Origin of the sequence: Pseudodesulfovibrio sp. 7M6, assembly GCF_050058625.1 — a bacterium.
GTDB lineage: Bacteria > Desulfobacterota > Desulfovibrionia > Desulfovibrionales > Desulfovibrionaceae > Pseudodesulfovibrio > Pseudodesulfovibrio salinus.
Genome location: NZ_CP188816.1, coordinates 3,302,697 through 3,321,456, shown reverse-complemented (window position 1 = coordinate 3,321,456; position 18,760 = coordinate 3,302,697). Strand labels below are relative to the sequence as shown.

The window sequence follows — 18,760 nt, the reverse complement described above, 5'->3', positions numbered from 1 at the left end:
GTCGCCTCCGGTGGGGGTGCAGGTAATAGTGGAGTGGTCTCCGGCTGACAGTATCCGAAAAGTATCACGGACAAAAGGCAGCGCTGCAATTATACTTTTTGGCACAATTCAGCGCAAGGAGCGGGCAAGGTTGCGTTTTCCCCCTTTGGGCGGCTATGTTATACTCTCTGCCTTACTAATGACGCTCGTAGAAGGAGCGCGCAAAACCTTGGATTGTTCATGCCTGCCAATGTCAGTCTTCCCATTTATCTCGTCTGCATAAGCGGTGTTGCCCTGTGCGCCTATCTCTGGCTGCACATCCGTCTGTCTTCGTTCAAGGAAAAGCGGGTCAGCCGCATCAAGGATCTGGTCCAGGGCCAGGAGATCAACCCCCCGGTATCCACTGATATCCTTTCCGACAAACAGGAGCGCCGCCATCAACAGCAGATTATTCAGGGGGTCCGGTCCCGGTTCACCATTATTCGGCGTACCCTGATTCTCCTTGTTCTCATAGCCTGGTGTACGGCCTTGACCCTGCCGTTTTTGGGCAAGCTGCCCAGCACCATGCTTTCCATCCTCATCGCCGTGACCACGGCTGTTGTGGGTATCGCGGCCCGACCTTTGGTGGAGAACATGATTTCCGGCATCGTCATCAGCTTTTCCCGCCAGCTCCGGGTTGGCGATACCCTGATGATGGACGGGCAGTACGGCACGGTCGAGGACATCTCCATCACCCACACCAAGATCAAAACCTGGGACTGGAAGCGGTATGTCATTCCGAATAGCCGCATGTTGAACAAGGAATTCGTGAATATGACCCTCAACGATTCCATGTTGTGGGCCTATCTGGAATTTTCGGTGTCCTATGAGGCGGATCTGGATCAAGTGCGGAACCTCGCCGTGGATCTGGCCGAGAAGAGCCCGTACCACAATGCACAGGAGGAGCCGCAATTCTGGGTCATGCGCATGGAGCGGGAGAGCGTCATCTGCTGGATAGCGGCCTGGGCCGATTCCCCGGCCGAGGCGTGGAGCCTCAAGAGCGATATGGCCATCGGACTGACCAAGGCATTTCGCGAACTGTCGATCCCGGCGCATACGTCCTATGTGGATCTGCGCCACGGAAGGCATCGCCACGAATAGTCATCTCGCGGTTGGTGTATCGAAGAGTATAAAAAGCCCTCCGGAATCTTCCGGGGGGCCTTTTTGCGGGATGTATGCCGATTGTTTCCTGAAGTGAAGGGCCGTTGCCGCATCAGATCGGAAACCAGCCGTTGCTAGAAGTTGTACTGCAACCTCATGCGGACCTGATAGCCGTCCTGGCCGCCCAAATTCTCATCCGCGTCCTGATAGGACCAGCGGTTCAGGATGGACCACCCCTTCATGGCGCCGTCAAAGTTGTATTCCATGTTCAGGTTGTATTCGTTGCGGTCGAAGGAGGCGTGGACGCCCTGGTCCGGCGTCTTGCCGGTCGCGGCCTTGATGTTGGCCTTGAATCCGTTCCAGCCTATCCGGGAAAAGTCGTAGCCTACGCCGACCAGTACCGAAGCTTCGCCCGACCGGGCGAAATTGTAGGCCATCAGGTTGTTGAAGAAGGGATATGTGCCCCAGGAGTTGCGGATGCCCCTGGCTCCATCCACCTTGCTGGCACCGAGGTAGAAGTCAAAGCCGTTGAACATGAGTTTGCCCTGCATTCCGGCTTCCGCCGCATTGTAGCGGCCCCTGAGCTGCTCGCCTACGCTGCGTTGGTCCACCCCCTGGAACATGAGCTCAAGGGCAATGTCTTTCGGTTCGCCGAAGGTGTACTTTGCCTGGGTGAAGAAAGTGTTGTCCATGTCGGGAGCATAGTAGTTCCAGAAGCGCAGGGGCATTTTGTTCATGGGTTGCCAGTCCGCCCCGGTCATGAGCACGCCGCCTTGGGTGGAGTTCATCCCAGCTATTTCCGTCATGGGCTTGAAGAGTTCTGTGTCCCGGTCTTTCTCCTTGTCCACCCAGTAGAAATTGAGTTCCAGATTTTCCACGTCCTTGGACTTGATGCCGTATGCCTCGAAGGTTTTGGGCAGCATACGGCTGTCGTCGCTGTTGATGAACGGGGTATCGATGCGCTGCCGCCAGACGCGGGCCTCGCTCTGGGCGTAGCGGGCCTTGAGGTAGGCCTCGCCCAGCGCATGGATTCCCTGATTCCTGCTGGAAAGCAGGCCGGTGCCGCCCCGGCCATCCTGGTTGAAGGTGTTGATGAACGGTTCAGAGATATAGCCTGCCACCCCTGCACCGAAATGGTCGGCAATCCACGGGCTTTCGTATTTGAGGTAGCCGCCGACGGCCAGTGATTCCCTGACGACGTTGAAGCTTTTTCGCGTGTCCTTGTTGCGCTGGGTGAAATAGTAGGTCCGGAACTGGCCGGAGATAGTGCCGTATTCTTCTGGAATGATCGGTTTCTCCGCCGCCGCACAGGTCAGGGCGAAGGAAAGGACGGAAAAACAGATCAGCAGGCAAAGGCGAGGGAATCGAGACATTGAGAAAATCCTTGCATTGATTTTCGACGAAAGAGCACCGCGCGTATGTGGGGATCGTGAAAACCCTAACTCAAGATAATGGGGAAAGTAAATGTATCGCATGATTTTGATAGGCCGTAAGATGTATAAAAATATATAAAGATAAATAAGATGTATTCTCGTCATGTTTTCCTGTAACATTTGCGAATATATGTAATCCTTGTAAATCGGGAATTCGCTGGCAGCGTGCAGTGAGAACGATATGAATGCCGGGTTTCGGCCTTGCCCAACGAAAAGGACATTGATAATGGTATTCACCGGCGGCCATCCTGTTCCTTGTCCACTAGACGGGTGAACAATGAGTAATTTTGATGACATCGTGAACGAGCTGCAAGGCAGGATCAACGAGGAGACCATTGAGGCCTATGGCCGGTCGGGATTTGAGCGCTGGCGCAATCCTCCGCATCACGGCAAACCGGCCGGGGCCAACTACGAAGGCGCATCCACCGGCGGCTGCGGCGATACCATCCGGATATTCCTGCGCATAGAGGATGACCGCGTGCGGGATGCCGGGTTTGCCACCGACGGCTGCGGCTCCAGTCGGATATGCGGCTCCATGGCGGCCGAGCTGGCCGTTGACAAGCCGTGCGACGCCATTATTTCCATTACCGGAGAAAGCGTTCTTGAAGGATTGGGCGGACCGGAGTTCCTCCCCTCCGATGACCATCACTGCGCCTGGCTGGCTGCCAATGCCTTGCAGGAGGCGGTTGGTGACTATTACAAACAGACGGTGCGGAAAAACAATCAGTAAACGAACAGCCCCCGCAATCTCGGTTGGTGCCGAAAGGGGAGAAAAATGAGGTGCTCATGCCTATAGCTTGTATTATTGTCACGCCCCGCGCCGAAGCTCTGGAAGCTTTTACCAAAGGTTTGGCCGCCACGGGTGAATTGACTGTGGAAGTCATGGATAACGAGGATGCCGCGCTGGCAAAGGTCAAAGGCGCCAAGCCCGGCCTGGTCATCGTGGACGAGGATTTACCGGGCCACAAGCCCCTGGCCCTGGTCAAGGCGGTGGTCATGACCAACGCCATGTTCAATACCGCAGTGATAACGGCTACGGACCCCGATACCTTTGAAGACGAGAGCGAAGGCTACGGCGTGCTCCGCCCCATTCCCTTCGAGCCGAGCGAAGAGGACGGCCGTTCGCTGTGTGAGAAGGCCGTGGACGTCATCGGCAAGCAATAGCCTGTTTATTTGTTGGAAAAACTGGAAAGGCGGGAATCTATCCCGCCTTTTTTTCTGGGATGAGCAGAAGAAATAAGGGACGTTAGCTTTCCAGCAGCCATTTGGGGGCTTGGTCCATGGACGAAAACTGTTTGTAGGCCACAAATCGGTTCTGGAGAACCGTCTCGATCCAGTGACGCCGGGAGACCTCTTTCGGCTTGTAGACTACCGCAATTCGGAGCCAGAGACGTTCGTCAATCCTCTTTGATTCCGAAAAAACGATCAGGTCGTGGGAGTTGAGGTCCTTCCGGGCTGCCCGCTCGTCAATCAGCAGTCGCAGGCAATCGTGTTGAATTGCGATTTCCCTCAGCGCCGCGTCTAGCAAACGCAAGTCGTCCATGGATTCGATTGCTTCGGAAGCGATTAGCAGAACGTAGTTTTCTTTTTTTTCTACATCAAAGGAATATGGCATAGGGCAAACTTCACTCTGGTTAATGAAAAGATGAATTTAATTCGGTATTTTCCTTCCATAGCACAGAATGGAAGAGGCTCAAGAGGATGATGTTTTCTATAGGTGTTTTCGAATTCTTTTGTCCGGCAGGGCAGATTCTGGCTTCTCGCTTGCCTGTTCCGAGACGAGTTTGCTAGGCAGGCATTGGACCTGTGGACGGAGAAGTGGGACTTGATGCCCGCCCTAAAAGCTTGGAGGAGAAGATTATGCAGTCTGTATTCACGCCGAAATGCGCGGCCCCGGCAGGGCATTATTCACAGGGGATGATTCATAACGGACTTGTCTATGTCTCGGGTATGCTGGCCGTGAAACCGGAGACCGGCGAAAAAATGCTCGGCCCCATAGAAGAACAGACCCGGCAGGCGCTTGCCAATGTGGATGCGGTGCTGCAGGCTGCGGGATCAAGCCGGAATCGGGTGATAAAGTGCACCTGCTATATTTCGGATATTGCCCTGTGGGGGCAGGTGGATACGGTCTATGCCGAGTTTTTCGGCGACCACAAACCCGCAAGGGCCGTGGTGCCTACCCGGGAGCTGCACCATGGATTCCTGGTGGAAATTGAGTGCGTTGCCGCAGTGGAGGAATAGGATGGCGGAATTTGTATGCAGAACATGCGGTGAGCGGTTTCCCGGCGAGTCGGTCCGCTGGCGTTGCGACTGCGGCGGGTTGCTGGACCTTGATTTCACCCCGGCGCTGCCTGTGGACAAGATTGCCTCCCGCGCGCCGACCCTGTGGCGGTATCGCGAGGCCCTGCCCATCCCGGCCGGTGCGGAACTCAGCCTGGGCGAGGGCTTTACCCCGCTGCTGCCGGTCGAGATCGGCGGAAGGGAGGTGCTGGTCAAGCAGGAACAACTTTTCCCTACCGGCTCCTACAAGGACCGCGGTGCCACGGTCATGATAGCCATGGCCACCCACCTCGGCATAACGGACGTTGTGGAGGATTCCTCCGGAAACGCAGGCTGTGCCGTGGCGGCGTATTGCGCCAAGGCCGGGGTACATTGCCGCATCTTTGTCCCGGCGGACAACTCGCCGGGCAAGCTCGGCCAGATCGAACTCTATGGCGCGGACCTCGTACCGGTGCCGGGCAGTCGTGAGGATACGGCGGCCGCTTGCATGGATGCGGCGCAGGACACCTTCTATGCCAGCCACGTCTACAACCCCTATTTTTTCCACGGCACCAAGACCTTTGCCTATGAGGTTGTCGAGCAGTTGGGCTGGAAGGCGCCGGACACGGTGGTCCTGCCCGCCGGTAACGGCACCCTGCTGATCGGCGCGCATCTCGGATTTTCCGAGCTGTTGCAGTTGGGTGTGATTCAGTCCATGCCACGCCTGATAGCGGTCCAGGCCGCAGGCTGCGCCCCGCTCGCCACGGCTTTTTCCTCCGGGGCAAAGTACGCCCTGGATGTATCCACCTCGCCGACCCTGGCCGAAGGCATCGCCATAGCCAAACCCGAGCGGGGTGAGCAGATGCTGGCAGCCGTCCGCTCAACGGGGGGTGATTTTCTGACAGTGAACGAAGAGGAAATCCTCGCCGCATTCCGGTCCATGGGCAGGCAGGGCTACTGCATCGAGCCAACCTCCGCCGCCATCATCGCCGGAGCGGCCCGCCACGCGGCAGAGAGCGCGGCAGACGAAGTCATTGTCACCGCCTTCACCGGCCATGGCCTGAAGGCCGGGGACAAGCTGCACAAGCTGGCGGCCGGGCTCGCGGCCGGAAAAGGGACTCGGCCATAACAGGAATAGGAGAGGTACAATCAGCTACCCCGACCGGAGGCTGTTGGAAAAACTCGGTCTCCGCCTAAGCTCCAAGCCACTTCACCCATAGCTTGCGGTTGCGCGGGCCGTCGAACTCACAGAAGTAGATTTTCTGCCACGTGCCGAGCTGGATGTTTCCGCCTTCCACTATGACCATCTGGTCGCAGCCGAACATGGATGATTTGATGTGCGCGTCCGAGTTGCCCTCGGCGTGGTGGTAGTCGCCTCGGTGGGGCACCAATTTGCGCAGGTTGACGACGATGTCGCGCACCACGTCCGGGTCAGCGCCCTCATTTATCGTGATGGCGCCTGTGGTATGCGGGCAGTAGAGCAGGAGCGCACCGTCGGTCCAACCGTTTTCGGTTATCACGCGTCGGACCGCCAGGGTGATGTCCACCATCTCTTCGTGGTCGTGTGTCTCGATGTGCAGTGTTTCCATTGGGTGAGTCCTCCTGGGGGCGGGGCGCAGCCGGAGCTACTCCGTGCGCACTATCTGGATTTTTGACTTGGACCGGAGTTCGTAGAGGTCCGGGCGGCGCTCGTGCAGGGGACGGACGCTTCCGAATTCCCTTACCTGGGAAAGGCTGGCGAAGTCGAGGTCCGCGATGACCACGGTTTCCACGCCGGGGTCTGCCTCGCCGTTGAGTGAGGGGATGGGAAATGCCGGGTCGCTGGGCGAGAACACGGCGGACTGCCCGTAGTTGAGCAGGTAGGTCGTCACCCCGTGCAGGTTGCCCACGTTGGCGGCGATGACGGTGTAGATCGAGTTCTCGATGGCCCGTGCCTGGGCCGTGGCCCGGACCCGCATGTAGGCGCGCTTTTCATCCGTGCTGAAGGGGACGAAGATGACTTCCGCCCCGGCCAGGGAGAGTAGTCGCGCTGTCTCCGGGAATTCGATGTCGTAGCAGACCTGGATGGCGATGCGCCCCAGCGGGGTTTGGAAAACGGTCAGCCCTTCACCCGGATTGATGCCCCATGCCTCGCGTTCGCCGGGGGTGATGTGCAGCTTGTCCTGAGTGTAGACGTTGCCGGACGGCGTGAACAGGTGCGCCACGTTGTAGAGCTTGCCGTCGCGCAGGATCGGGTGCGACCCGCCGATGATGTGCAGGTTGTACGAGGTGGCCAGTTCGCGGAACATATTCAGGTACAGGTCGGCCATGCCCGCCAGCTCCATGACGGCCCGGCGGGATGCCCAGTCGGAGGGCATGGTGCTGAACATCTGGGCCGTGAACAGCTCCGGCATGACCAGGAAATGGCTGTGATATGCATCCGCCGTGGCCACGAAGAATTCCACGGACTGGCGCAGTTCTTCCCAGGAGGCGATCTTGCGCATCTGGTACTGGGCCGCGCAGACGCGGAACTGCCGCACCGCGCGCTTGAGCGGGGCTCCGGCGATCTTGCGGCGCACCGGCTGAAAGTCCGGGTTGGGCATCTCCAGGAACGTCGAATAATTGAGGCTGGAATCGTCCGGCAAAAGATCGAGGAAAACGCCCTTGACCCGGTAGCCCGCCTTATAGTGGGCTGTCAGGGCGGAGTCCTTGATCTGTCCCTCACGCACCAGATCCACGTATTCCCGGGCCGTTACCCGCCCGGCATACTCGTTGTAGTTCATGATCCGGCCGTGGGCGATCATCCGGCTGAGGTTGTACCGCTTCAGGAGCTTCTTGCGGTACACGTACATTTTGCCCGCCACACCCTTGCCCCGGTAGTCGGGATGGACCGCGATGTCCGCGCCATAGAGTGTGTCGCCCGTGGGAGTGTGTGTGCTGAAGGAACCGCCGCCCGTGATTTCCTCGTAGCGGTACCAGTCGATGCTGTCGTCGAGTTGGACGATGATGGAAGTGGCGTATCCGATGACCTTGCCGTCCGATTCGGCCAGAATCTGGCCTTCGGGAAAGGCGGCAAATTGCATCCCGTACATGCGCTCGTCATAGTGCTCCGCATAGTCGGGATAGGCGGCCCGGTGGCACTCCACAATGGCCGGAATGTCGGTCTCCTTCCAAAGACGAACAGTAATCTTTTTTGCGCGCATGCAGGCTCCGCTGCCATCCGTGGACGGCCGGGTTGAAGCTTCGGGCCGATGTTGCCCGGTCCAGGTCGGGCGTTGGTCCCGATTTTCGCTTCATATGCCCGGATGAACCGGTACACAAGCAGGATATTGCCTGTTTTGAAAGTTGTTGGGCGGGTATGTCTGACAGGTGGAGCTACACTTTCTTATCCCGGTATCCGTGGGCGAATCCAGCATCATAGAGCAGGGATTTGGTGGCCGCGTCGTCCATGTCCCCCTGGCCGGGCAGGACCAGGAACACGGTCTGGCGGGTGAAGCCGTTTTCACGCGCGGCATCGGCCAAGGTGGCAAGCTCCGTGCGCACCACCCGTTCCTCGGGCCAGCCCACGCGGTGGGCCATGACCACTCGGGTTGCGGGCGCATATCCTCCGGCCAGCAGCTTGTCGCGCACTCCCTCCGGGTCGCCCGCCGAGAGGTAGATGCACAGGGCCGCGCCATGGGCCGCCAGCTTGTCCAGGGATTCCGCCTCCGGCACCGGGGTCTTGCCCGCCAGCCGGGTGAAGATCAGGGTCTGGGTGACCTCGGGCACGGTGTAGGAAATCTTGGCCGCCGCAGCCGCCGCAAATCCGGCGGTCACGCCCGGCACCACGTCGTATTCGATGCCGTCCCGCTCCAGCAGGGCGATCTGTTCCCGGATCGCGCCATAGAGCGACGGGTCGCCGGTGTGCACGCGGGCCACATCGCCGCCGGTCCGCACGGTCTCGACCATGAGCGCGTGCGTCTCTTCCAGGTTCAGGGGTGCGGAATCCTCCACGCGTGCGTCCTTGCTTGCGCAGGCGACCACCTCGCGCGGGACCAAGGAGCCTGCATAGAGTACCAAAGCCGCTTCCTCGATAAGCCGCTTGCCCTTGACGGTCAGCAGTTCGGGGTCGCCGGGGCCCGCGCCGATGAAGTGGACCCGAGCCATCAGAGCACCTTGCGCAGATAGTCGGGGTTGTCGCGCAGCCCCTGCACCGCAATGCGCGCGCAGGCCTCGGCATCGGAACCGGCGTGGTGGTGCTTCAGGGTGATGCCCAGGTGGTCGCAGACGCAGTTGAGCTTGTTGGAAGGCAGCTCCCAGGTCTTGCGCGAAAGCTGGACCGTGCACAGGAACGGTTGCTTGGGAGGCTGGCAACCGGCCTCCCGGCAGCAGGTCTGGAGTACGGACTTGTCAAAGGACGAGTTGTGGGCGCAGAGGAAGTCCGCACCGAAAAAGAGCGGTTCCAGCTTGGGCCACAGTTCGCCGAAGGTCGGCTCGTCCCGCACGTCCTCCCAGTGGATGCCGTGCACCCGGACGCAGAAGGGGTTGAACTTGGCGCGCGGGGGGCGGATGAGGTGGTAGTTCCGGGCGACGATCTCGCCCTTGTCCACCACCACCAGCCCGATGGCGCAGGCCGAATCCCGTTTGGGGTCGGCGGTTTCGAAATCAATGGCTACAAATCGTGTGTCGTCGAGAGTGGGTGCCATGGTGCTTTTTATGGTTTTTCCGCCCAGAGTATGAAGACGGGATTCTGTGCCTTGAAGCGCAAATCTCCGGCCAGCGAATCCGTGGCCGAAGCCTGGAGCTGGGTTACGCCGAAGTGCCAGCCCAGGTGCTTGAAATGATCTTTTGCCGCGTGCAGGGTGTCGAGCAGGATGCAGTGAACCACCATGTGGCCGCGCGGACTCAACCTGTCGCAGGCCACGGCGAGAAGCTCGGTGTCCTCGTTGGACTCGCCGCCCAGCCCGCCGCCCACAAAAATGCGGTCCGGGGTGGGCAATCCCTCCAGACAACCCGGCATGGAGCCGAGTACGGTATCCACCAGCCACGCCCCGGTGCGCCGGATGTTTTCCCGGATCATGGCCGCGCGCGTCTTGTGCCGCTCCACGGCAAAGACCCGCCCGCGTAGTGCCAGGTGGGAGGCCTCGATGGCCACGGCGCCGCAGCCCGCGCCCAGGTCCCAGACCGTGGAGTGCGGCTCCACGTTGAGATGGGCCAGCCCGGCCGCGCGTACCGGCAGTTTGGTGATCAGTCCCTTCTGGTGCATGTAGAAATGGTCCGGAATGCCCATGGTCAGCTGGATTTCCGGCGGATATTGCCGTTCCAGGATGACCATGTTGAGCGGAGCGAAGGTCATGCCCCAGGTGTCGGGCAGGGGAATCAGCCGGACGTTTTCTTCCGGCGTCCCCAGATTCTCCAGTACGGTCATGGAAAAGCAGTCGGCGCCGCGTTGCAGCAGGGCACGGGCCACCTCCGCCGGGGTGTTGGTCTGGTCCGTGAACACCGCGATGTGGTCGGCGCGGACCAGCGCGGCATAGAGCGGCGCATAATCCTCCCGGCCGTGCAGGGAAACGAAATCCATGTCGTGCCACGGCAGCCCCAGCCGGGCCGCGGCCAGCTGCACGGTGGAAAGACTCGGCAGCACCCGCAGGTTCTCCCGCCCCAGCGCCTCGCCCAGCCGCTTGCCGATGCCGAAAAAGAGCGGATCGCCGTCCGCCAGCACCGCCACCCGTTTGCCGGAAACGGACGCCTTGCGCACTGTTTCCAGGATTGGCCCCAGCGGTCCGGCTATGGGCAGGGTTTCCGCATTGCGGGGGAGTGTCCCCTGCGGCAGATTCTCCAGCAACCGCTTGCCGCCAACCACAAGTTCCATGCCGCCGAGCGCCTCGCGCACAAGCGGCGTGACCTCCAGCGATCCGGGCGGCAGCCCTATGATGGTAACGGGTTCGTGACGTGACATTGCGGCAGTGTAAACAAATCCGTGTCGCTGTGGAAGGGAATTCCCTCACACCGCAAGTTTGCCATACATTTGCCCAAGCTGGGATTTGTGCTACCGTTGGCGAAAAGGACCCCCATGGCGGCGTGTCCTTCACGTTACAGGAGGAGTATGATGCAGTTTTTTCTCGACACGGCGAATATCGAACAGATCGAAGAGGGGCGCACCTACGGCCTCCTCGACGGCGTAACCACCAACCCGACCCTGCTCTCCCGCGAAGGAGGCGACTGGCGCGATCAGGCCGCCCGAATCTGCGACATGGTGGAAGGGCCGGTCAGTCTGGAGGTCATCTCCACCATGGCCGAAGGTATGATAAAGGAAGCCAAGGATCTCGTCTCCTTCGGCGAAAACGTGGTGGTCAAGATCCCCATGATCCCCGAAGGGGTGAAGGCCCTGCGCAAGCTCGCGGAGCAGGGCATCAAGACCAACGTCACCCTTGTTTTTTCGCCGGGGCAGGCGCTCATAGCGGGCAAGCTGGGCGCAACCTATGTTTCCCCCTTTGTGGGTCGCCTGGACGGCCTGACCCGTTGCGGCATGGAGATCGTCAGCCAGATACGGACCATCTACGACAACTACGGATTCGGCACCAATATCCTGGTGGCCTCGGTCCGCCACCCCATGCACGTGTTCGACGCGGCCATGATCGGCGCGGACGTCGCCACCGTGCCATATCCCATCCTCATGGAACTCATGCACCATCCCCTGACCGACAGCGGGCTGGAGACATTTTTGAACGACTGGAAAAAGTTCCAGGAAGAATAGCGCTGCGCGTTGTTCCGGGACGGACGGAAAGGCAGGAAAGGCAGGGAAGGCAGAGAAGACAGGGTGGAACCGCCTGCGGCGGGATTTGACGGGTGATTTCGCCTCCGGCGGCTCAAGGGCTATGGCCCTTGAGAATCCCTGGTTGCCTTCGGCCCCATGCTTTTTCATTAGAAGTCATCCCCCCAAAAAATGGGGTGCAGGGGTGCGAGCCCCTGCCCGCCGGAGGCGAAATCACCCGACATCGCCGCCGCAGGCGGCTTCCCCACCTGTTTTATTTCCCCGAAAACACATGCCGAAGGCATAAAAAAACGGGACCTCAACGAGGTTCCGTTTTTTTAATTCATCGTAAGCCGAGTCGTCTACATGACCCGGCAGCCGTCTTTGGTGACGAGCACCTGGTATTCCCAGCGGATGCCGCCCCATTCGGGATCGTAGAGGCCGGGTTCCACGGTGACGACCATGCCTTCGGCCAGGGTGCCCCGGCTGGCGCGGCTCAGGCTCGGCGGCTCGTGGGTTTCCAGGCCCACGCCGTGGCCGAGGCCGTGGGTGAAGAGATTCAGGACGCCCGCGTTGTCGAAGACCTCGCAGGCCACGCGGTAGGCTTCGGTATAGAGCAGGCCGGGCCGGATGACGTCGATGGCCGCCTGCTGGGCCGCGCGAACGAGGTCCATGGTCTTGCGGAAGCGGTCGGACGGCTTGTCGCCCACCCAGAAGGTGCGGGTCTGGTCCGAGTTGTAGGCTTGGTGGCGGCAGCCGGTGTCGATGAGCACCATGTCGTTTTCACGCAGCTTGGTCTCGCCGGGAATGCAGTGGGGCAGGGCGGCATTGGGGCCGACACCCACGATGGTGGAGAAGGCGAGCTCCTCGGCACCGTTTTCGCGGAAGAACCGTTCGATGTCCCAGGCGATCTCCTTTTCGGTCCGACCCGGTTCCAGGCGCGGTTCGATGTAGGCCATAAGCTTGTGGTTGATGTCCATGGAGGCCTGCATCCGCCGGATTTCGTCCTCGTCCTTGATGACGCGCAACCCCTCGACGAGGTTGTCCACGCCGGTCAGTCGCAGGCGTGCGGCGAGCTTGTCGTAGTCGAAGAGCTGCATGGCGCGCGGTTCGAAGGCTAGGTCGCGCACGCCGCAGTCGCGGAGCACCTGGGCGACCATGCCGTGTTTGTCCGCGCTGTAGATGTGCAGCTTGTCCTCGTCCCAGAGGCGTCGGGCTGCGTCGGTGTAGCGCGGGTCGGTAAAGAGAAAGTCGTCGCCCGAGGCGGTGATGGCGAGCCAGCCCGCGGATTCATTGCACTGCGGGTCGTGCAGTTCGAACCCGCTCAGGTAGTAGCGGTTGGCCGCCAGCGAGACGAGAAGCGCCTCGATGCCCTGCTCATTCAGAACGCGCCGCAGGTTGTCGCGGCGCGTTTGGTATATGGTGGTGTCCATTGTTTAATCAGTCCCAGGAATAGGTGGTTTCGGGAGTGTCAGAGACCATCCTGTCCGCCCATTCCACGCCCTGCATCACGGAATGATCCATGTTGGACACCTCGTATTTCCACCCGCCGAACCGGCCTCGGGAATAGATGTCCATGGCCTCCAGCCGAGGCTGGATGGTCTTCAGCGCCGTGTCGCGGCGCAGGCAGGGCACGGGATAGCCGTAGTCCACGGCGATCTCCCATCGTGTCAGCACGTCGTCCACTCTGGACGCGTCCAACAGGGAGGAGTTTATCAGACCTTGTATGGTGCGGTCCATAAGCTCTTCCGGTTTTTCCCGCTTGTGTTCGGACATGGATGTCTCGCACATGAAGGCGAGCTGCTCGCCCGGCCGGGCCGCGTTGTTCGGCGAATAGTGGTGGAAGTTTGTCACGCGGTAGAAGGGCGAGTCCGAGTCCGGGAAGTACATCCAGCACCGTTTGTTGAATTCGCTCTTGTCCAGGACATTGAGCCCCACGCCTCCCACGTAGGTGGAACTGTGGGTCAGTCCTTTGGACGCATCGACCATGGCCGGGTCGCGGTCGGTCATCCACTGGGAGACCAGCATATCCACCGGTCCGGTATTGAGCATGGTCTCGTATTCCACGGTCAGTCCCTTGTCCGTGGTCACGGTCTTGGTCTTGGTGTCGATGCCGGTGACGGACTGGCCGTACTCGATACGCGCCTTGAGCGTGTCGGCCAGGCGGCGGAAGATTTCGCCGGTTCCGCCGTAGAGCGGAAAACGGAAGGTGTTGTTCGGTCCCCAGGCCACGTCGTCGCGCTCCAGCAGGATATTTTTGAGCACCTTGCGCAGGTCAACCACGCTGACGCGTTCGCCGATCCAGCCGTACTGCATCAGTTCGGGTGGAGTGGCCCAGACTTTGAAGTTATAGGGCCGCATGAAGTGGCTGGCGATGCCCTCGCCGAAGATGCGGTCAATCCATTCTCCGAAGTTGGCGGGCTCGCCGGTTTCGCGCTTGCCGGGCAGCAGTCCCTTGACGCATTCCCAGCGCGCCTTGGGCGGCAGGTAGCGGATATTGTTCTGGAAGGGATAGGGCACCCAGGTCTTGTTGGTGCGCACCCAGGATTCCCGCTCGTGCTCCAGGTATTCGTCGCCCAGCAGGGAATCGAACAGGTCGTCGAAATATTTGAAGTGCGAGAAGACCACGTGGCCGCCGATGTCCCAGGTGAACCCGTTGTCGTCCTTGAAGCTGGCCGCCAGTCCGCCCGCGTAGTTCTCTCGCTCCAGGACCAGAAAGTCGTCCATGCCGAGTTCGTGCAGCCGATGCGCCGCGCCCAGGCCGGTGGGTCCGGCGCCGATGATCAGATATTTGGTCTTCATGCTGAATCCTTATCGTTCGTTCAGTGAAGGAAATTATTTCCACCCGTCCCGGGAAATATCAAGTTTAATGCCAAAAATCTTTTTTTTGCGTTGGGGACAACTTACCTACCCCTGTCAATACGCCATGTTGTACCGATTTTACCCGTTTTGCCGTGGTCGTCATGTCTGCCAGGGCGTTTAGAAACGCAATCTGCGTCGTTAGTTCAATTGCAGGTGAACTGCACAAGAACAACCATATAGAAACATGTTGCAAACGGGTCCCGGTCCGTCTGGAACCACGGAGGACAATATTTTCTCTATCAATACATCTCTGATTGCCGCCTGTTGGCTGCGGAATTTCCGGGAAGAGAACTTTCTTTTGCTTGTCATCGTGTCTATACTTTTTCATAGCTTTAAGTATCCTGTTTAACCATTTTAGCAAAAACACGACATGCTTTCTGGTTTTTCAAAAGCCAATTTATCATTTTAGTCTTATTCCTTCTTGACGGTCCGTTCCTTGCCAAGGTAAAAGTTAAGTCACTGTTTGAGCCCGGCTTTATGCGTGTGGCTCGTTGGAATCAAGTAAGGACCACACCCCATTTTGCTGAGAAGAAGGAGCGTTAGCATGTCCAAGAAAGAAGTAGAGCGTCTGCTCATCGCAGGCGGCGAGAATAAGGCTGTCAAAGCCAAGTACAACGCCATTCGGACCAAGGAAGATTTTGTGGCTGCGGCCAAAGAGGATGGCTACGATTTCACGATTGAAGAGCTGGACGCGGTACTGAAGGAGTCCGGCGACGATTTTACCACTTTCGGCAATCCCCCGGCCCGCTCCATCTGGTGGGCATAACGTTGTTTTTTGTTGCGGGCTCTCATGCGGAATCATGGGAGTCCGCAGCCGCCGCTCATTCCCCGTGCAGTAGATCCTTCCACCGCCTTGCCTCCGACCAACTGAATCCGCCCGGAACGCAGGGCCACAGCGAGTTGTTCTGAAACAGCGGCTCGGCCGCGATGGGGTAAGCGCTCGCCCGGGCCGCCTCGGCAAAGAGCGGACTGCCCGGAATGGGCGTATAGTGGGCCAGATGCGGCCGGAACCCATAGGACCGGACGTGTTGCACCGCCCGTTCCACGCCGGAAAAGTCCTGGCCCGGCAGGCCGAACAGAATATACACCCCCACGTCGTCCAGATCGAAGCCCGCGTCCACCAGATTGCGCGCTCCGGCCTCCCATTCCGCGCGGGTCAGCTTCACATCCCGGCGATGATCGAAATCCGTGGTCTCCAGTCCCAGCCGTACCGTGGTCAGTCCCGCATCCCGCAGCCGGGCGCAGACCTCCGGCGTCAGCCGACGCACATGCATGGCGTTGGGCGTGTGCAGCCGAAGTTCCATGCCCGCCGCGCCGATGCGGTCCAGCACCGGCCATAGCCATTGCTCGGGGTTGACTAGCAGCGCGTCGTCATAAAAAGCGAAATCCCTGACGCCCCGATCATATTCCGCCTTGAGCGAGGCAAACACCAACTCCGGCTCGCCTTGCCGAAACCCCGGGTGCAGCACGCGGCTGGCGCAGTACTCGCAAGCGAACGGGCAGCCGCGCGAGCCCAGCACCGGCGCATAAACCGGATCGCTGTACAGATCGAGCGCCAGCCCCAGCCCCGCATTCTCCGGCACATCGGGCACATGCCGCCCCAGCGCGTTCCAAAGCGCGCCCCAGTTCCCCGGCGTCTCCAGCGAACCGGCCAGAAGCAACTGCGCATCGGCATTGGCCGCAGCATGTTCGCCGCACAAGGTTGCGTAGCCCCCGCCCAGCACGCGCACGGCCGAAGGCCACAGCTCGGCCGCGATCTTCAGCACCTCCAGTGAGCCGGGGTACCAATAGGTCATGATGGTGGTCACCAGCACCATGTCCGGCGCTGGATCAAGCGCAGCCAGCGCCTCGCGGACCTGAGTCACCGGGAGGCCGTATCTGGAGTACCGTCGATCGGTGAAGCCCAGCACCTCCGGCAGCGGCAGTTCTTCTTTGGGATAATGCCCAGTGCCGTACTTGCGCGGCTTGGGCCAGTGTTCGCCCTCCCACGTCGGGTCCAGGCAGTCCATCAGCGCCACGGAGGCTCCAGCCGAGCGCAGCATGTCCAGGCAGGCCAATAGTCCCACGGGCCTAGCCCACAGGTTGAAGGCCGCAAAATCGTGTATCCACGGGTTGATGCCCAGGATGCGCGGACCGTCCTCCCTGCCGGACCAGCCTATGTATGGATGCTCGGAACGGCTCACGACCCGAAGCGCGTAAAGAGATTGATGCCGATGGAAACCGCCAGCAAAACCACGATGGCCAACAGCAAAATATTGGTGGTCTTGTTGCGGCGCGCTACCCGCTCGGCTTTGGTCTTGGTGAACATGGAAAGGATCAGAAAGATCAATCCAAGGATCACGATAAACTTCATCAGAATGCCCATGCCGATTCCTTTAGCCGAATTCCGTGCAAAAGTCTTTGCTTCGGGGAGGCCCTCGGCGGCCCTACCGGGGGGCGCCTCGCCGGCGGGGCGTCTCCGACGGCCAGGGCGCTGCCCTGGACCTGCCTAAGGCCGAGGGCCTTAGGGATCCCATTGCCGCTTTCGCGGGGGCGTGGCCTGGCTGGGCGTTCCATGCCTGCGGGGACGGACGGTTCCGTCGCCGTGCCGGTTAGCGGTTTGTGCTGAAAAAACCGGGTCGGGTCAGTGCGGCTTACCCGTACGCCGTCAGCCGATTCTTTCAGCACAAACCGGAAGGTTTTTTTATGAAAAAAAGCAAATTGTCTTTCAATAAGAGTTGTGTTTTTCCCCAGTCCTGAACGCCTTCTCAGGCCCTCCCTCCGTCTCTTACATGGGCTACTGTCCGTAAAGATTTGAATGGAGCGCTTTCCGTCCCGACAGGGCGGAAAGCGCTCCATTCAAAGATTTGCGGACGCCACACAGTCGGTGCCAGCCAAGCCTTCAGCCAACCGACTCCCAACCCGCAAGCTCCTCCCCCGCGCAGCGGCGAAAGGGATCCAAGGGCCATAGCCCTTGGCGGGTCCAGGGCGGCGCCCTGGTCTCCACGAAGTGGTCCCCCGGAAGGGCCGCCGGAGGCCTCCCTTTCCTATGCCGATTCGCGAATCCAGATGATCCCGACCTGCCGCCCGGTGCCTTTGACGGGCGAGGCGCAGGCTTTGCGGTAGGAGAAAAAGGTGTCGTCCCTGCTCATGGTGCACAGGTCCATGCCGAAGATCTGATCTTGCGGCACACCTGCGGCGTGGAGCTGGTCGCGGGTGAGTTGCCAGAGATCCATGGTCCGGCGTTTGGTATCGAAGTAGGACCCGAAACCGGGCCCGAAATCGGTGGCGAAGTTGACGAACTCGGCGGCAGTGGGGCCGAGGCTGGGGCCTCGCACAGCGAAGATGTCGGCCGGGTCGAGCTGGTAGTGCTCGCAAAAGCGGGTGACGCCTGAACCGGGGAAGTTCATGCGATTGCCGCGCCAGCCCGCGTGCAGTGCGGCGATATACTTGCCGGAGCGGTGGGCCAGGAGGATGGGCTGGCAGTCGGCGGTCTTGATGACAAGGCCTGTGCCGGGCCGGGTCGTGGTCAGGCCGTCGCCTTCCAGGGTGGGGGCGGCCTCCGGCTGGGTGGCGTCGAGGTCGTATTGGATGATGTCGCCGTGAATCTGCTTGAGTTCGCACCAGCCGGAGAGGGCCAGACGATCATGGATGAGACGCCGGTTTTGGCTGACGGCCTGCTCGTCGTCGCCCACCTCGTAGGAGAGATTGGCGGAGTCGTGGGGAGGCTCGGAAACCCCGCCGCGCCGGGAGGTGAAGGCGCAGGCCACGCTGGAAATTTCAGGGAAGGAGAAGGGAAAGAAGGCTATGGGCGGCATAATTCCTCATCGGAACAAATCAGGTTGACGGGTTGGTCCCAGGTCTCGATGGGCAGGCGGTCCACAAGCTGGAAGGCGTGGCACAGGCCGACGGTCAGGGTGTCGTTCATATCCGCGCCAGCCATCAACCGATCGTAGTAGCCGCCGCCGAATCCGAGACGGAAGCCGTGCCTGTCGAACGCCACGCCGGGCAGCAGGGCGAGGTCCGGTGAGCAGCGGTTGACCGCCGGGCAGCTGTGGGCAGCGGGTTCCATGATGGAGAACATGCCGGGGCGGAGGTCGGACTCGCAGGTGGCGCAGGCGATGTCCATTTCGCCCGGCGCGTCCGGTCGGCAGCGGGGCATGAGCACCGTGACCTTGCGCGCCCAGAGGTCGGCCAGCAGGGGGCGGGTGTCCACCTCGCCGCGCACGGGCCAGTAGATCAGCACCTCCCGCGCCGAGGCCCATCGGTCCAGGGACCGGATGCGCTCGCAGACGCGCATACTGGCTGCATGGACAGCGGCCGGGGTAAGGGCCTGCCGTCGGGCAAGGAGTGTCTCCCGCAGTCGTTGTTTGTCATCTTTTGGCATGGATTCAAC

21 protein-coding genes are annotated in these 18,760 nt (G+C 60.5%); 7 read left to right on the top strand and 14 right to left on the bottom strand.

Annotation, left to right across the window (positions count from 1 at the left end):
- Positions 1-219: 219 nt before the first annotated feature.
- Positions 220-1,119, top strand: a complete 900-nt coding sequence (locus ACI0FG_RS15530; RefSeq protein WP_419785912.1) for a mechanosensitive ion channel family protein — start codon at positions 220-222, stop codon at positions 1,117-1,119.
- Between the two features lie 134 nt (positions 1,120-1,253).
- Here ACI0FG_RS15530 and ACI0FG_RS15525 read toward each other — a convergent pair whose 3' ends face one another.
- On the bottom strand, positions 1,254-2,492 hold the full coding sequence (locus ACI0FG_RS15525) for an OprD family outer membrane porin (protein ID WP_419785911.1): 1,239 nt from the start codon (positions 2,490-2,492) through the stop codon (positions 1,254-1,256).
- A gap of 337 nt (positions 2,493-2,829) precedes the next feature.
- On the opposite strand from ACI0FG_RS15525, the gene ACI0FG_RS15520 reads away from it, so the two are divergent.
- Together ACI0FG_RS15520 and ACI0FG_RS15515 are read left to right on the top strand one after the other, a co-directional pair.
- Positions 2,830-3,282, top strand: coding sequence for an iron-sulfur cluster assembly scaffold protein (locus ACI0FG_RS15520; protein ID WP_419785910.1), 453 nt, complete (start codon positions 2,830-2,832; stop codon positions 3,280-3,282).
- A gap of 56 nt (positions 3,283-3,338) precedes the next feature.
- The gene (locus ACI0FG_RS15515; protein ID WP_419785909.1) at positions 3,339-3,716 is read left to right on the top strand and encodes a hypothetical protein; all 378 of its coding nucleotides are present in this window, start codon (positions 3,339-3,341) and stop codon (positions 3,714-3,716) included.
- Positions 3,717-3,798: 82 nt separating this feature from the next.
- On the opposite strand, the gene ACI0FG_RS15510 is transcribed toward ACI0FG_RS15515, so the two are convergent.
- Entirely contained in the window at positions 3,799-4,095 is a 297-nt protein-coding gene (locus tag ACI0FG_RS15510; RefSeq protein ID WP_419785908.1) for a hypothetical protein, read from the bottom strand.
- 317 nt (positions 4,096-4,412) lie between these two features.
- Here ACI0FG_RS15510 and ACI0FG_RS15505 point away from each other — a divergent pair, with 317 nt between their 5' ends.
- Together ACI0FG_RS15505 and ACI0FG_RS15500 are read left to right on the top strand one after the other, a co-directional pair.
- Positions 4,413-4,793 carry a RidA family protein gene (locus tag ACI0FG_RS15505; RefSeq protein WP_419785907.1) on the top strand — a complete coding sequence of 127 codons (381 nt, stop codon included), beginning with the start codon at positions 4,413-4,415 and terminating at the stop codon, positions 4,791-4,793.
- Position 4,794: 1 nt separating this feature from the next.
- On the top strand, positions 4,795-5,940 hold the full coding sequence (locus tag ACI0FG_RS15500) for a threonine synthase (RefSeq protein ID WP_419785906.1): 1,146 nt from the start codon (positions 4,795-4,797) through the stop codon (positions 5,938-5,940).
- Positions 5,941-6,004: 64 nt separating this feature from the next.
- Here ACI0FG_RS15500 and ACI0FG_RS15495 read toward each other — a convergent pair whose 3' ends face one another.
- The 5 genes from ACI0FG_RS15495 to cbiE form a co-directional block, all read right to left on the bottom strand.
- Positions 6,005-6,400 (bottom strand): secondary thiamine-phosphate synthase enzyme YjbQ, encoded by a 396-nt coding sequence (locus tag ACI0FG_RS15495; RefSeq protein ID WP_419785905.1) that lies wholly within the window; start codon positions 6,398-6,400, stop codon positions 6,005-6,007.
- A 36-nt stretch (positions 6,401-6,436) separates the two neighbouring features.
- Positions 6,437-7,993, bottom strand: coding sequence for a GNAT family N-acetyltransferase (locus ACI0FG_RS15490; RefSeq protein ID WP_419785904.1), 1,557 nt, complete (start codon positions 7,991-7,993; stop codon positions 6,437-6,439).
- A gap of 172 nt (positions 7,994-8,165) precedes the next feature.
- The gene (cobM, locus tag ACI0FG_RS15485) at positions 8,166-8,936 is read right to left on the bottom strand and encodes a precorrin-4 C(11)-methyltransferase (RefSeq protein WP_419785903.1); all 771 of its coding nucleotides are present in this window, start codon (positions 8,934-8,936) and stop codon (positions 8,166-8,168) included.
- Positions 8,936-9,475: a 3'-5' exonuclease gene (locus tag ACI0FG_RS15480; protein ID WP_419785902.1), complete on the bottom strand. Its 540-nt coding sequence runs from the start codon at positions 9,473-9,475 to the stop codon at positions 8,936-8,938. Before ACI0FG_RS15480 ends, cobM begins: the two co-directional genes overlap by 1 nt.
- A gap of 8 nt (positions 9,476-9,483) precedes the next feature.
- Positions 9,484-10,728: a precorrin-6y C5,15-methyltransferase (decarboxylating) subunit CbiE gene (gene cbiE, locus ACI0FG_RS15475; protein ID WP_419785901.1), complete on the bottom strand. Its 1,245-nt coding sequence runs from the start codon at positions 10,726-10,728 to the stop codon at positions 9,484-9,486.
- Between the two features lie 150 nt (positions 10,729-10,878).
- Between cbiE and fsa the strand changes: the two genes are divergently transcribed.
- Entirely contained in the window at positions 10,879-11,526 is a 648-nt protein-coding gene (gene fsa, locus ACI0FG_RS15470) for a fructose-6-phosphate aldolase (RefSeq protein WP_419788404.1), read from the top strand.
- 359 nt (positions 11,527-11,885) lie between these two features.
- Here fsa and ACI0FG_RS15465 read toward each other — a convergent pair whose 3' ends face one another.
- The 3 genes from ACI0FG_RS15465 to ACI0FG_RS15455 all read right to left on the bottom strand — a co-directional run bounded on the left by ACI0FG_RS15465 (position 11,886) and on the right by ACI0FG_RS15455 (position 14,713).
- Positions 11,886-12,956, bottom strand: coding sequence for a M24 family metallopeptidase (locus tag ACI0FG_RS15465; protein ID WP_419785900.1), 1,071 nt, complete (start codon positions 12,954-12,956; stop codon positions 11,886-11,888).
- Positions 12,957-12,963: 7 nt separating this feature from the next.
- Positions 12,964-14,325 (bottom strand): protoporphyrinogen/coproporphyrinogen oxidase, encoded by a 1,362-nt coding sequence (locus ACI0FG_RS15460; protein WP_419785899.1) that lies wholly within the window; start codon positions 14,323-14,325, stop codon positions 12,964-12,966.
- Between the two features lie 64 nt (positions 14,326-14,389).
- Complete coding sequence (locus ACI0FG_RS15455; protein WP_419785898.1) at positions 14,390-14,713, bottom strand: hypothetical protein; 324 nt, start codon at positions 14,711-14,713, stop codon at positions 14,390-14,392.
- Positions 14,714-14,929: 216 nt separating this feature from the next.
- Between ACI0FG_RS15455 and ACI0FG_RS15450 the strand changes: the two genes are divergently transcribed.
- On the top strand, positions 14,930-15,151 hold the full coding sequence (locus tag ACI0FG_RS15450; RefSeq protein WP_419785897.1) for a Nif11-like leader peptide family natural product precursor: 222 nt from the start codon (positions 14,930-14,932) through the stop codon (positions 15,149-15,151).
- A gap of 55 nt (positions 15,152-15,206) precedes the next feature.
- Here the strand turns inward: ACI0FG_RS15450 and ACI0FG_RS15445 are convergent, their stop codons facing one another.
- The 4 genes from ACI0FG_RS15445 to ACI0FG_RS15430 all read right to left on the bottom strand — a co-directional run bounded on the left by ACI0FG_RS15445 (position 15,207) and on the right by ACI0FG_RS15430 (position 18,751).
- Positions 15,207-16,568 (bottom strand): B12-binding domain-containing radical SAM protein, encoded by a 1,362-nt coding sequence (locus tag ACI0FG_RS15445; RefSeq protein WP_419785896.1) that lies wholly within the window; start codon positions 16,566-16,568, stop codon positions 15,207-15,209.
- Complete coding sequence (locus ACI0FG_RS15440; protein ID WP_419785895.1) at positions 16,565-16,750, bottom strand: hypothetical protein; 186 nt, start codon at positions 16,748-16,750, stop codon at positions 16,565-16,567. The genes ACI0FG_RS15445 and ACI0FG_RS15440 overlap by 4 nt, the downstream gene beginning before the upstream one ends.
- A gap of 661 nt (positions 16,751-17,411) precedes the next feature.
- Positions 17,412-18,182 carry a polyphenol oxidase family protein gene (locus ACI0FG_RS15435; RefSeq protein WP_419785894.1) on the bottom strand — a complete coding sequence of 257 codons (771 nt, stop codon included), beginning with the start codon at positions 18,180-18,182 and terminating at the stop codon, positions 17,412-17,414.
- On the bottom strand, positions 18,170-18,751 hold the full coding sequence (locus ACI0FG_RS15430) for a 5-formyltetrahydrofolate cyclo-ligase (RefSeq protein WP_419785893.1): 582 nt from the start codon (positions 18,749-18,751) through the stop codon (positions 18,170-18,172). The genes ACI0FG_RS15435 and ACI0FG_RS15430 overlap by 13 nt, the downstream gene beginning before the upstream one ends.
- Positions 18,752-18,760: the final 9 nt, after the last annotated feature.

Bases quoted from the DNA above. Each gene is read 5' to 3' on its own strand.
- ACI0FG_RS15530 (WP_419785912.1), top strand. From the start codon at position 220: ATGCCTGCCAATGTCAGTCTTCCCATTTATCTCGTCTGCATAAGCGGT.
- ACI0FG_RS15525 (WP_419785911.1), bottom strand. From the start codon at position 2,492: ATGTCTCGATTCCCTCGCCTTTGCCTGCTGATCTGTTTTTCCGTCCTT.
- ACI0FG_RS15520 (WP_419785910.1), top strand. From the start codon at position 2,830: ATGAGTAATTTTGATGACATCGTGAACGAGCTGCAAGGCAGGATCAAC.
- ACI0FG_RS15515 (WP_419785909.1), top strand. From the start codon at position 3,339: ATGCCTATAGCTTGTATTATTGTCACGCCCCGCGCCGAAGCTCTGGAA.
- ACI0FG_RS15510 (WP_419785908.1), bottom strand. From the start codon at position 4,095: ATGGACGACTTGCGTTTGCTAGACGCGGCGCTGAGGGAAATCGCAATT.
- ACI0FG_RS15505 (WP_419785907.1), top strand. From the start codon at position 4,413: ATGCAGTCTGTATTCACGCCGAAATGCGCGGCCCCGGCAGGGCATTAT.
- ACI0FG_RS15500 (WP_419785906.1), top strand. From the start codon at position 4,795: ATGGCGGAATTTGTATGCAGAACATGCGGTGAGCGGTTTCCCGGCGAG.
- ACI0FG_RS15495 (WP_419785905.1), bottom strand. From the start codon at position 6,400: ATGGAAACACTGCACATCGAGACACACGACCACGAAGAGATGGTGGAC.
- ACI0FG_RS15490 (WP_419785904.1), bottom strand. From the start codon at position 7,993: ATGCGCGCAAAAAAGATTACTGTTCGTCTTTGGAAGGAGACCGACATT.
- cobM (WP_419785903.1), bottom strand. From the start codon at position 8,936: ATGGCTCGGGTCCACTTCATCGGCGCGGGCCCCGGCGACCCCGAACTG.
- ACI0FG_RS15480 (WP_419785902.1), bottom strand. From the start codon at position 9,475: ATGGCACCCACTCTCGACGACACACGATTTGTAGCCATTGATTTCGAA.
- cbiE (WP_419785901.1), bottom strand. From the start codon at position 10,728: ATGTCACGTCACGAACCCGTTACCATCATAGGGCTGCCGCCCGGATCG.
- fsa (WP_419788404.1), top strand. From the start codon at position 10,879: ATGCAGTTTTTTCTCGACACGGCGAATATCGAACAGATCGAAGAGGGG.
- ACI0FG_RS15465 (WP_419785900.1), bottom strand. From the start codon at position 12,956: ATGGACACCACCATATACCAAACGCGCCGCGACAACCTGCGGCGCGTT.
- ACI0FG_RS15460 (WP_419785899.1), bottom strand. From the start codon at position 14,325: ATGAAGACCAAATATCTGATCATCGGCGCCGGACCCACCGGCCTGGGC.
- ACI0FG_RS15455 (WP_419785898.1), bottom strand. From the start codon at position 14,713: ATGAAAAAGTATAGACACGATGACAAGCAAAAGAAAGTTCTCTTCCCG.
- ACI0FG_RS15450 (WP_419785897.1), top strand. From the start codon at position 14,930: ATGTCCAAGAAAGAAGTAGAGCGTCTGCTCATCGCAGGCGGCGAGAAT.
- ACI0FG_RS15440 (WP_419785895.1), bottom strand. From the start codon at position 16,750: ATGGGCATTCTGATGAAGTTTATCGTGATCCTTGGATTGATCTTTCTG.
- ACI0FG_RS15435 (WP_419785894.1), bottom strand. From the start codon at position 18,182: ATGCCGCCCATAGCCTTCTTTCCCTTCTCCTTCCCTGAAATTTCCAGC.
- ACI0FG_RS15430 (WP_419785893.1), bottom strand. From the start codon at position 18,751: ATGCCAAAAGATGACAAACAACGACTGCGGGAGACACTCCTTGCCCGA.